General features: G+C 67.9%; 12 protein-coding genes. 3 read left to right on the plus strand and 9 right to left on the minus strand.

The genetic code is table 11. The features are described from left to right. Window positions 1-302 precede the first annotated feature (302 nt). Both JWP65_RS16425 and JWP65_RS16430 read left to right on the plus strand, forming a co-directional pair. Window positions 303-1,589, plus strand: a complete 1,287-nt coding sequence (locus tag JWP65_RS16425) for a peptidoglycan DD-metalloendopeptidase family protein (protein ID WP_367280522.1) — start codon at window positions 303-305, stop codon at window positions 1,587-1,589. Between the two features lie 70 nt (window positions 1,590-1,659). Beyond that, entirely contained in the window at window positions 1,660-2,769 is a 1,110-nt protein-coding gene (locus tag JWP65_RS16430; protein WP_299765651.1) for an anhydro-N-acetylmuramic acid kinase, read from the plus strand. 16 nt (window positions 2,770-2,785) lie between these two features. Here the strand turns inward: JWP65_RS16430 and erpA are convergent, their stop codons facing one another. The 5 genes from erpA to rplM all read right to left on the minus strand — a co-directional run bounded on the left by erpA (window position 2,786) and on the right by rplM (window position 5,441). Next, on the minus strand, window positions 2,786-3,151 hold the full coding sequence (erpA, locus tag JWP65_RS16435; RefSeq protein WP_299765653.1) for an iron-sulfur cluster insertion protein ErpA: 366 nt from the start codon (window positions 3,149-3,151) through the stop codon (window positions 2,786-2,788). Window positions 3,152-3,209: 58 nt separating this feature from the next. Further along, complete coding sequence (locus tag JWP65_RS16440) at window positions 3,210-3,617, minus strand: polymer-forming cytoskeletal protein (protein ID WP_299765655.1); 408 nt, start codon at window positions 3,615-3,617, stop codon at window positions 3,210-3,212. Between the two features lie 36 nt (window positions 3,618-3,653). After that, complete coding sequence (locus tag JWP65_RS16445) at window positions 3,654-4,361, minus strand: DUF6776 family protein (protein ID WP_299765657.1); 708 nt, start codon at window positions 4,359-4,361, stop codon at window positions 3,654-3,656. A 238-nt stretch (window positions 4,362-4,599) separates the two neighbouring features. Continuing rightward, window positions 4,600-4,992 carry a 30S ribosomal protein S9 gene (gene rpsI, locus JWP65_RS16450; RefSeq protein WP_299765659.1) on the minus strand — a complete coding sequence of 131 codons (393 nt, stop codon included), beginning with the start codon at window positions 4,990-4,992 and terminating at the stop codon, window positions 4,600-4,602. After that, window positions 4,989-5,441: a 50S ribosomal protein L13 gene (gene rplM / locus JWP65_RS16455; protein ID WP_299765661.1), complete on the minus strand. Its 453-nt coding sequence runs from the start codon at window positions 5,439-5,441 to the stop codon at window positions 4,989-4,991. The genes rpsI and rplM overlap by 4 nt, the downstream gene beginning before the upstream one ends. A gap of 251 nt (window positions 5,442-5,692) precedes the next feature. Here rplM and JWP65_RS16460 point away from each other — a divergent pair, with 251 nt between their 5' ends. Beyond that, window positions 5,693-6,604 carry a 23S rRNA (adenine(2030)-N(6))-methyltransferase RlmJ gene (locus tag JWP65_RS16460; RefSeq protein ID WP_299765663.1) on the plus strand — a complete coding sequence of 304 codons (912 nt, stop codon included), beginning with the start codon at window positions 5,693-5,695 and terminating at the stop codon, window positions 6,602-6,604. Between the two features lie 92 nt (window positions 6,605-6,696). Here the strand turns inward: JWP65_RS16460 and JWP65_RS16465 are convergent, their stop codons facing one another. The 4 genes from JWP65_RS16465 to ahcY all read right to left on the minus strand — a co-directional run. Then, window positions 6,697-7,110 carry a septal ring lytic transglycosylase RlpA family protein gene (locus JWP65_RS16465; protein ID WP_367280523.1) on the minus strand — a complete coding sequence of 138 codons (414 nt, stop codon included), beginning with the start codon at window positions 7,108-7,110 and terminating at the stop codon, window positions 6,697-6,699. A gap of 56 nt (window positions 7,111-7,166) precedes the next feature. Further along, window positions 7,167-7,997 carry a methylenetetrahydrofolate reductase [NAD(P)H] gene (metF, locus tag JWP65_RS16470; protein WP_299765665.1) on the minus strand — a complete coding sequence of 277 codons (831 nt, stop codon included), beginning with the start codon at window positions 7,995-7,997 and terminating at the stop codon, window positions 7,167-7,169. After that, window positions 7,997-8,743, minus strand: a complete 747-nt coding sequence (locus JWP65_RS16475) for a TlyA family RNA methyltransferase (RefSeq protein WP_299765667.1) — start codon at window positions 8,741-8,743, stop codon at window positions 7,997-7,999. The genes metF and JWP65_RS16475 overlap by 1 nt, the downstream gene beginning before the upstream one ends. Before the next feature lie 11 nt (window positions 8,744-8,754). Further along, the coding region (gene ahcY, locus JWP65_RS16480; RefSeq protein ID WP_299765669.1) for an adenosylhomocysteinase at window positions 8,755-10,169 on the minus strand (1,415 nt) is incomplete at its 5' end.

The following is a 10,169-nucleotide window of genomic DNA, read 5'->3' on the forward strand; positions in this document are numbered from 1 at the left end:
CGCTCAGCGGCAGCTTTTTTGTAACAAGGTCTTGATTCATAAGGACTTTTTGTTGGAAGCAGCGGTTGAGGCTGGCTATACTCGCGGCTCGTTTTGCCAGAAGCCGATTCTAGTTGGCATGTTTTCAGCTCTCCGTTCGTCGGCGTCATGCGCCAACGGGCTATCGGAAGCGCCCTGCCCCCGTGTAGGATTCTTCGTACACGCGTAGGAAAAGGACTCGAATTTTGTTGCATGGACTGTTGACCGCCGGGGAGCAACTGGCTTCCCGCGCCGCTCACGCGCTGGAACACCATCCCAAGCACGTGACCGCACTGATCGCCGCCCTGTTACTGGGCGGCGGCGGTGGAGCTTTCGCCGTCGCTTCCCTTGGCCCCGATGCATCCGCCCTGCCGGTGCGCCAGGTGGTGGAATTCGTCGAGCCGCTGCCGCTGCAGGCGCAGTCGGAGGCTCTGGACGCCCATACCTTCAGCGTGTTCACCAGCGCTGGCGTGCGCCAGACCGACACCATCGAAGCCCTGCTGAGCCGCTTGGGCATCAACGATCCCGAAGCCGCCGGCTTCCTGCGCCAGAACACCGAAGTGCGCGCCCTGCTGGTGGCAGGCCGCACGGTTTCCGCCGAAGCCACCGACGGCCGCAACCTGATCAGCCTGCGGGCGCGCTGGGTGGCCGACGATTCCGGCAACTTCAAGCGGCTGGTGGTCGAGCGCCAGAACGGCCTGTTCACCGCCCGCATCGAGAACGTGCCTCTGGTGCCTTCGCTGCGCGTGGCCAGCGGCGTCGTGCGCAGCTCGCTGTTCGCCACCGCCGACGAAGCCGGGATCCCCGACCAGGTCACCCTGCAGCTGGCCGAGATCTTCGGCGGCGACATCGACTTCCACCGCGGCCTGCGCAAGGGCGACCGCATCTCGGTGGTCTACGAAGCGCTGGAAGCCGACGGCGAACCGCTGCGCCCCGGCCGCGTGGTGTCCGCCGAATTCGTCAACAACGGCCGCAACCTGGAAGCCATGTGGTTCCAGGAGCCGGGCAAGCGCGGCGGTTACTTCAACTTCCGCGGCGAATCCCTGGAACGCGCCTTTCTCGCCTCGCCGATGGAGTTCAGCCGCGTCACCAGCGGCTTTTCGATGCGGCTGCACCCGATCCACAACACCTGGCGCGCCCACAAAGGCACGGACTACGGCGCGCCCACCGGCACCCCGGTGCGCACCGTGGCTGACGGCAAGGTCGAATTCGCCGGCGTGATGGGTGGCTACGGCAACGTGGTCCAGATCGCCCACGGCAAGGGCGACACCACGCTGTACGCCCACCTGAGCCGCATCGACGTGCGCCAGGGCGGCTCGGTCGAGCGCGGCCAGCGCATCGGCGCCGTCGGCAGCACCGGCTGGTCCACCGGCCCGCACCTGCACTTCGAGTTCCGCGAGAACGGCGTGCACCGCGACCCGCTGGAAGTCGCCCGGGCCCGCGCTGGCCAGGGCGTCGTCCTGGCCGCGGCGGCCCGCCCCGACTTCGAGCGTGCGTCGCGCGCCCTGCGCAGCCAGCTCGCCGCGGCGGCGGCCGTGGTCACCCAGGTCGCAGTCGCAACGGCCCGCTAAAGCGCGCCACCCCAGCAAAAAGCCCGGCCCCACCGGGCTTTTTGCATGGTGCGGGCGCTACGATCGCCGCATGGCCCAGGATCTCTACATCGGCTTGATGTCCGGCACCTCCATGGATGGTGTCGACGGCGTGCTGGCCGGCTTTGCCGCTGGCGTGCAGGTGCTGCGCCACGCCAGTGCCCCCTTTCCGGATGCCTTGCGGGCCGAGCTGATGGCGCTCAACGCCTCGGGTCCAAACGAGCTGCACCGCGCCTGCCTGGCCGGCAACGCCTTGATGCGCGTCTATGCGGACGTGGTGCATGTCCTGCTGGCCGAGACCGGGGTGCGGGCGAGCGCCGTGGTGGCGATCGGCGCCCACGGCCAGACGGTGCGGCACCGGCCCGGGCAGTTCGACGGCACCGGCTACACCATCCAGCTGGCCCAGCCGGCGCTGCTGGCCGAGCTGACGGGCATCGAGGTGGTGGCGGACTTTCGCAGCCGCGATGTCGCCGCCGGCGGCCAGGGAGCGCCGCTCGCGCCTTTTTTCCATCAAGCGGTGTTCGGCCAGGGCGGCGGCACGACCGGCGTGCTGAACATCGGCGGCATCTCCAACCTCACGCTGCTGCGCCCGGGCGGTGGCATGCTGGGCTTTGACTGCGGACCGGGCAACGCCCTGATGGATGGCTGGTGCGCCCAGCACACCGGGGCCGCCTACGACGAAGACGGCCGCTGGGCCGCCTGCGGCAGCGTCATCCCTGCCTTGCTGGACGAGCTGCTGGCGCAGCCGTACTTCGCCTTGCCGCCGCCCAAGAGCACCGGCCGCGACCTGTTCAACCGGCCCTGGCTCGACGCCAGGCTGCAGGGCCACGCCGGCGCCGCGCCGGCCGACGTGCAGGCGACGCTGACCGAATTGACCGCCCGCGCCTGCGCCGGCGAGGTGCTGCGGCACCAGCCGGACCTGGCCAGCCTGATCGTCTGCGGCGGCGGCGCCCTCAACGGCGCACTGATGGGCCGGTTGCGGGCCTTGCTGCCCAATGCGCGGGTGGCGTCCAGCGCCGACCACGGCCTGCCACCGCAGCAGGTGGAAGCCGCCGCCTTCGCCTGGCTGGCGAGAAAAGCCGTGTTGCGTGAAAAACTGCCGCTCACAAGCACAACGGGCGCCAGAGGCGCCCGTGTGTTGGGGGGAATCTACCCGGCCTGAGCCGGGGCGACGGCGATCAGGCCGAGAAGCTCGAGCCGCAGCCGCAGGTGGTGGTGGCGTTCGGGTTCTTGATCACGAACTGGGCACCCTGCAGGTCTTCCTTGTAGTCGATCTCGGCGCCGACCAGGTACTGGTAGCTCATCGCGTCGATCAGCAGCGAGACCCCGTTCTTGGTCATCACCGTGTCGTCTTCATTGGTGACCTCATCGAAGGTGAAGCCGTACTGGAAGCCCGAGCAGCCGCCACCCTGGACGAACACGCGCAGCTTCAGGTCGGGATTGCCCTCCTCGGCGATGAGGTCGGCAACCTTGGCCGCCGCGCTGTCGGTGAACAGCAGCGGCAGGGGCATTTCGGTGGACACGTTCTCAGCGACTGCACTCATGGGCTTCTTTCAAAAAGGGGCTTGCCGTATGGTAGCCCACCGGCGGGCCGACACCGCCTCAGGCGCTCTTTGCCGCCAACTTGAGTAAGGGCTTTTCCTCGTCGGCAGCGCTGGGCACCATCAAGGGGCGCAGCTGACCGGAGATCACGGCGCCCTGGTGCATTTCAAGCGCCACGTACGAAACGTCGCCCTCGACCCTCGCCTTGGGCTGCAGCTCCAGCAACTCGCGGGCGTGGACCGGGCCGCGCACCGTGCCGTTGATGATCACGTGGTCGGCGGTGACGCCGCCCTCGACCACCGCCGCCTCGGAGATCACCAGCAGGCTGGTTTCTTCGGTGCTGGCCGTGATGTCGCCGATGGCTTCGCCGTCGACGCGCAGGCCCTCGCTGAACTTGACGTTGCCTTCGATGCGCGTGCCTTGCGCGATCAGGCTCTTGATGGGCGGCTGCGCCTTCTTACCGAACATGGGAATGCTCCTCAACGAAATGACGTGGCGAAGGAATCACAAGGTGACGTTCTGCACGGCGCGGCTGACCGCGCCTTCCAGCACCCGGGCCGAGACGTTTTGTACCACGGCGTCGGGCGGCAGGTCGGCCATCCCCGCAACCCGCCGGTACTGGCGAAACTGCAGGGGCTGGGCGCCGCCGGGAACCGGCATCATCCAGGGCTTGCCGCGCAAGGTGCCGGACACGCTCACTTCCAGCATGCCCCGGAACTCGGGTGCGTTCTTGAGCGGCTGGATCACCAGCACCTGCCACTTGAGCTGGGTGCCCGAGAGCACCTCGGCCTGCAGGCCGCGGATCGCCACCTGTTCGGTGCCGTGGGCCGGCATCAGCTTTTCGAACAAGCCCAGGTCCTGGCGCAGCGTGCGGTTCTCGGCTTGCAGCGTGCGGATCTGCGCCGCCAGCCGCTCCTGGGCGGCCCGTTCGGAGGTGATGGCGCTGCCGGAGGTGTTCAGGATCGACTGGACGCGGTCGCGATCGGACTGCAGCTTGCCGTTGTCGGCGCGCAGCCGCAGCAGTTCTTCCTTGGCCTTGTCGTCCACGTCGGCCAGCTCCCTGCCCAGCTCGAAGGCCCACAAGCTCATGGCGGCGCAAAAGCCCAGCCAGACGGCCACGCCTGCCCAGCGCAGGGGCCACGGCATCGAACTGCGGATTGCCATCCGCGGGGAGCTGATCGTCAGTCGGCGCCTGAGCAATTTGAAACGCATGGTCGACGATGCTGCCTAAACGACAAACCCGCTGCAAGGACGAACTTGTGCGGCTGTGTGTCGGACAGAAGCTCGTGGCTGAGCAGCCATCCTAGCTCATCGGCGCGTCCGGGGCGTTCGACCGGAGCGGCGCAACACGCCGCCGCGTCCCACATGTGCAAAAGCCCGGCGATGCCGGGCTTTTGCACACTGACCAGGCCACTCGCAAACCGCTCCAGCGATTTGCGAGTGAATCCCTTTAGCGCTTGGAGAACTGCTTGCGACGGCGGGCGCCGTGCAGGCCGACCTTCTTGCGTTCCACTTCGCGGGCGTCGCGGGTGACGAAACCGGCAGCCGACAGAGCCGGCTTGAGGGTCGCGTCGTAGTCGATCAGCGCGCGCGTGATGCCGTGGCGGACCGCGCCGGCCTGGCCGGATTCGCCACCACCGTGCACGTTGCACATGATGTCGAAGGCCTCGCCGTTCTCGGTCAGCATCAGGGGCTGCTTGCAGATCATGATGGACGTCTGGCGGCCGAAGAACTCGACGATGTCACGATCGTTGATCGTGATCTTGCCGGTGCCCTTCTTCATGAACACGCGGGCGACGCTGCTCTTGCGCCGGCCGGTGCCGTTGTTCCACTCACCAATCATTTGGACGCTCCAGGAATTTCCAGCGGCTTCGGTTGCTGCGCGGTATGCGGGTGCTCGGCGCCGCCGTACACCTTCAGCTTCTTGATCATGGCGTAGCCCAGCGGGCCCTTGGGCAGCATGCCCTTGACGGCCTTCTCGAGCGCGCGGCCGGGGTGCTTGGCCTGCATTTCCCTGAAGGTCTGCTGGCGGATGCCGCCCGGGTAGCCGGTGTGGCGGTAATAGATCTTGTCGGTCTCTTTCGCGCCGGTGACCCGGAGCTTGGAGGCGTTGACGACGACGATGAAGTCGCCGGTATCGACGTGAGGCGTGTAAATGGCCTTGTGTTTGCCGCGCAGACGGAGGGCAGCTTCGCTGGCTACCCGTCCGAGCACCATATCGGTGGCGTCAATCACAAACCACTCGTGCTTCACGTCAGCCGGTTTGGCGCTGACGGTATAAGTCGAAGACATGAGGTTTCCTGGTTTGGCGGGCCCTTTTCCACGGTCGGCGTCCCTCTGGCGGGGATCTCTTAGGTGGCTGGTCACGGGCACGAAGCCGCTTGCGCAGTGCGTTCCTGATGATTCCGTCGCGGGGCCCAAGGTGCGCTACGGAACCCGCCATTATAGCGGGACGGCGTTTTGGCGCGCTTTCGGCCACCAGCGGCCTTCGGATCGGCGTAGGCTGGCGGTCCGCACGCGGACCCCAGCTACCATCGCCCCCTATGTTCAGCTATCGTCACGGCTTCCATGCCGGCAACCACGCCGACGTCCTCAAGCACATGGTGCTGATCGCCGTCCTCAAGCACCTCACGGCCAAGCCGACCGCCCTGACGGTGGTCGATACCCATGCCGGCGCCGGCCTGTACCGCCTCGACAGCGATTTCGCCGGAACCTCCGGCGAGGCCGTCGACGGCATCACCAAGCTGCGAGCCAGCCCGCTGGCCAAGGATCCCGCCGCCGCGCCGCTGATCGCCGACTACCTGCAGCTGCTGGCCGGCTTCAACCCGTCGGGCAAGAACAAGATCTATCCCGGCTCCCCGTTCGTCGCCCAGTCGCTGCTGCGCAAGGAGGCGCGCGACAAGCTGTGGCTGTTCGAGCTGCATCCCACGGACAGCAAGTCGCTGGTGACCCACGTGGAGCAGCTGGACGCCGGCCGCCAGGTGACGATCGCCCGCGAAGACGGCTTCGAGGCACTGCGCAAGCTGCTGCCGCCACCGGCGCGGCGCGCGCTGGTGCTGATCGATCCAAGCTACGAGATGAAGGACGACTACGGGCGGGTCACCGACTGCATCGAGGAGTCCCTCAAGCGCTTCCCCACCGGCACTTACATGGTCTGGTACCCGGTCATCCCGCGCCCCGAAGCCCACAGCCTGCCGCGGCGCCTGAAGACGCTGGCCAACCAGGCCGGCAAGCCGTGGTTGCACGCGACGCTGAACATCGGCCAGTCGCCGGAGCGGACCAAGGTGGTGACGCCGGGTGAAAAGCCGGTACGGCCCGGCCTGACGGCCAGCGGCGTGTTCCTGGTGAACCCGCCGCACACGCTCAAGCCGGCATTGCAGGCAGCGCTGCCGCAGCTGGTGGAGGCGCTCGGGCGCGGTCGCGGGCAATCGCAGGCGGTCGAGTCCGGCGGCTGATCGCACCTGTGTCGTTGCGGCCTCCAGCCGCAATCCATCGGCGGTGGAGTCGGGCGCTGGCCCCCGGGTCGAGCCCGCGATGACAGGTGGCCTCAGTGCGGCTCGCGCGCCAGGATCGTCAGCCGCACGTTGGCGATACCGATCTTGCGGCCAAGGCCCAGGATCTGGCCGGCCGCCTCGCTCAGGTCGATGATGCGGCTGCGATGCACGTGCGGGCCGCGGTCGTTGATGCGGACCTCGACCGTGCGGCCGGTTTGGGTGTCTTCCACCCGCACGCGGGTGCCGAACGGCAGGCTGCGGTGGGCCGCGGTCAGCGCCTGCTTGTCGAAGCGCTCGCCACTGGCGGTGCGCCGGCCGTGGAAGCCCGGGCCGTACCAGGAGGCCTCGCCATGGTGGTCCGCCGCGGCGGCGGCCGCCGCGGCGGCCGCCAGCAGCTGCACCAAGGGGACAGGTTCATCGATCGCTTCCGGCGGGTCCGCAGCCGGGCTGGCCCAGGCGACTTGCATGGCCCCGGCCAGCAGCATGCCGGCAAGCAGCGACGGCCACGGGCGCTGGCCCGCGCTCAGCCGGACCACCCTGTCCGGCGGCAGATCTCGAGCACCGGAGCGGCCTGGTTCATCGTGTAGAAGTGTATGGCGGGCGCTCCACCGGCTTGTAAACGCTCACACAGCCGAGCCACGACGTCGGCGCCGAACTCCTTGATCGCCGCCGCGTCATCGCCAAAGCCTTGCAGCCGCAGCCGGATCCAGCGCGGCACTTCGGCGCCGCAGCCGTCCGAAAAGCGCAGCAGCTGGGAGGCGTTGGTGATTGGCATGACGCCCGGCACCACCGGCACGTCCAGCCCCAGCTTGCGGGCCTCGTCGACGAAGCGGAAGTAGGCGTCGGCGTTGAAGAAGTACTGGGTGATCGCCGAGTCGGCCCCGGCGCGGACCTTGGCGGCGAAAGCCTGCATGTCGGTCTCTGGCGAACGCGCCTGCGGATGCACCTCGGGGTAGCAGGCCACCTCGATCCGGAACGTATCGCCGGTTTCGGCGCGGATGAACTCCACCAGGTCGCTGGCATAGTGGAACTCGCCGCCCATGCCGTAGCCGCTGGGCAGGTCGCCGCGCAGGGCGACCAGCTGCCTGGCGCCCAGGGACTGGAGCATGCCCAGTTCCTCGCGCACCTTGGCGCGGGTGGCACCGACGCAGGAAAAATGCGAGGCCGCCCGCACGCCCTCGGCGAGGATCTCGCTGACGGCGCGGAAGGTGCCGTCCTGGGTGGAGCCGCCCGCGCCGTAGGTGACGGAACAAAACTCCGGCCGCAGCGCGTACAGCTGCTGGCGCACCGCGCGCAGCTTGGCGCTGCCTTCGGGCGTCTTGGGAGGAAAGAATTCGAGGCTGATGGGAAGCATCAAGGGCTCCTGGCCGCCTGGGCATGGATGAAGAATTCACGGTTGCCGTCGCCGCCGTGGATGGGGCTGTCGTACCAGCCCGCCACCTGCAGCCCGGCTGCCGCGCAGCAGGCCCGCAGCCGCTGCTGGACCTGCGTGTAGAGGGAGGCGTCGCGCACGACCCCGCCCTTGCCGACCTGGCCCGGCTGCAGCTCGAACTGCGGCTTGGCCAGCATCAGCAGCTGGCCGCCGGGCGCCAGCAATGGCGCCAGCGCCGGCAGCACCAGCGTCAGCGAGATGAACGACAGGTCGCCGGTCACCAGCGCAAAGTCGTCACCGACCTGCCGCGCGCTCAACTCCCGCGCGTTCAGCTTCTCGATCGCCTGGACTCGCGCATCGGCGCGCAGCTTCGGGTGCAGCTGGCCGTGGCCGACGTCGACGCCGACCACCCGCGCCGCACCATGCTGCAGCAGGCAATCGGTGAAGCCGCCGGTGGACTGGCCCACGTCCAGGCAGGTCCAGCCAGTGACGTCCAGCGCCGCCGCCTTCAAGGCACCCTCGAGCTTGAGCCCGCCGCGCGAGACATAGCGCGACTCGGCGCTGTCCAGCAATTGCAACCGCGCAGCCAGCGGCAGCTCGTCGCCATTCTTGGCAACGGGCTTCCAGGCGGCGCCGTCGAACCACTGCACGCCGGCCGCGATCAGGCGCTGGGCTTGCGAACGGGTCGCGGCAAGGCCGCGCTCGACCAGGAGCTGGTCGGCACGCATGGTGCCGGGGCTCAATACCGGTACGTGTCCGGCTTGTACGGGCCGTTCTTGTCCACGCCGATATACGCGGCCTGGGCGTCCGTCAGCACGGTCAGTTCGGCGGCCAGCTTGGACAGCTGCAGGCGGGCGACCTTCTCGTCCAGGTGCTTGGGCAGCACGTAGACCTGGCCCACTTCGTATTCGTCCTGCTTGGTGAACAGCTCGATCTGCGCCAGCGTCTGGTTGGCGAACGACGACGACATCACGTAGCTGGGGTGGCCGGTGCCGCAGCCCAGGTTGACCAGCCGCCCCTTGGCCAGCAGGATGATGCGCTTGCCGTCCGGGAAGATCACGTGGTCGACCTGCGGCTTGATCTCTTCCCACTGGCAGTTCTTCTCGAGCGACGCGACGTCGATCTCGTTGTCGAAGTGGCCGAAGTTGCAGACGATCGCCTGGTCCTTCATCTTGGCCATGTGGGCGAAGGTAATGACGTCTTTGTTGCCGGTGGTGGTGACGAAGATGTCGGCCTTGTCGGCGGCGTAGTCCATCGTGACGATGCGGTAGCCTTCCATCGCCGCCTGCAGGGCGTTGATGGGGTCGATCTCGGTCACCCAGACCTGGGCCGACAGCGCGCGCAGGGCCTGGGCCGAGCCCTTGCCCACGTCGCCGTAACCGGCCACCACGGCCACCTTGCCGGCGATCATCACGTCGGTGGCGCGCTTGATGCCGTCCACCAGCGACTCGCGGCAACCGTACAGGTTGTCGAACTTGCTCTTGGTGACCGAGTCGTTGACGTTGATCGCCCGGAACTTGAGCAGGCCCTTGTTGGCCATGTCGATCAGGCGGTGCACGCCGGTGGTGGTCTCTTCCGTCACGCCCACGATCTGGGCGGCCTTGCGGCTGTACCAGGTCGGGTCTTCCTTGAGCTTGGCGCGGATGGCGGCGTAGAGGATGCGCTCTTCTTCGCTGGAGTGCGTGTCGATCAGCGACAGGTCGGTCTCGCAGCGCTTGCCCAGGTGCATCAGCAGCGTGGCGTCGCCACCGTCGTCCAGGATCATGTTCGGGCCTTCACCGTCGCTGCCCTTGGCGCCGAAGTCGAAGATGCGGTGCGTGTAGTCCCAGTAGTCTTCGAGCGACTCGCCCTTGATCGCGAACACCGGCGTGCCCGATGCGGCGATGGCGGCCGCGGCGTGGTCCTGCGTGGAGAAGATGTTGCACGATGCCCACCGCACCTGGGCGCCCAGGGCCTGCAGCGTCTCGATCAGCACGGCGGTCTGGATCGTCATGTGCAGCGAGCCGGTGATCCGCGCGCCCTTGAGCGGCTGCGCGGCGGCGAACTCACGGCGGATGGACATCAGGCCCGGCATCTCGTGCTCGGCGATGTCCATCTCCTTGCGGCCGAACGGCGCGAGGGAGAGGTCGGCGACCTTGAAGTCCTGATCGGTAC

It is taken from the genome of Ramlibacter sp. (assembly GCF_028292805.1).
In the GTDB taxonomy this organism is placed as follows: Bacteria; Pseudomonadota; Gammaproteobacteria; order Burkholderiales; family Burkholderiaceae_C; genus Ramlibacter.

What these genes read in the sequence shown, in the direction of transcription:
- JWP65_RS16465 (WP_367280523.1), bottom strand. Translation starts at nt 7,110, where the DNA reads ATGCAAGTCGCCTGGGCCAGCCCGGCTGCGGACCCGCCGGAAGCGATC.
- erpA (WP_299765653.1), bottom strand. Translation starts at nt 3,151, where the DNA reads ATGAGTGCAGTCGCTGAGAACGTGTCCACCGAAATGCCCCTGCCGCTG.
- metF (WP_299765665.1), bottom strand. Translation starts at nt 7,997, where the DNA reads ATGCTTCCCATCAGCCTCGAATTCTTTCCTCCCAAGACGCCCGAAGGC.
- rplM (WP_299765661.1), bottom strand. Translation starts at nt 5,441, where the DNA reads ATGTCTTCGACTTATACCGTCAGCGCCAAACCGGCTGACGTGAAGCAC.
- JWP65_RS16460 (WP_299765663.1), top strand. Translation starts at nt 5,693, where the DNA reads ATGTTCAGCTATCGTCACGGCTTCCATGCCGGCAACCACGCCGACGTC.
- JWP65_RS16445 (WP_299765657.1), bottom strand. Translation starts at nt 4,361, where the DNA reads ATGCGTTTCAAATTGCTCAGGCGCCGACTGACGATCAGCTCCCCGCGG.
- JWP65_RS16430 (WP_299765651.1), top strand. Translation starts at nt 1,660, where the DNA reads ATGGCCCAGGATCTCTACATCGGCTTGATGTCCGGCACCTCCATGGAT.
- JWP65_RS16475 (WP_299765667.1), bottom strand. Translation starts at nt 8,743, where the DNA reads ATGCGTGCCGACCAGCTCCTGGTCGAGCGCGGCCTTGCCGCGACCCGT.
- rpsI (WP_299765659.1), bottom strand. Translation starts at nt 4,992, where the DNA reads ATGATTGGTGAGTGGAACAACGGCACCGGCCGGCGCAAGAGCAGCGTC.
- JWP65_RS16440 (WP_299765655.1), bottom strand. Translation starts at nt 3,617, where the DNA reads ATGTTCGGTAAGAAGGCGCAGCCGCCCATCAAGAGCCTGATCGCGCAA.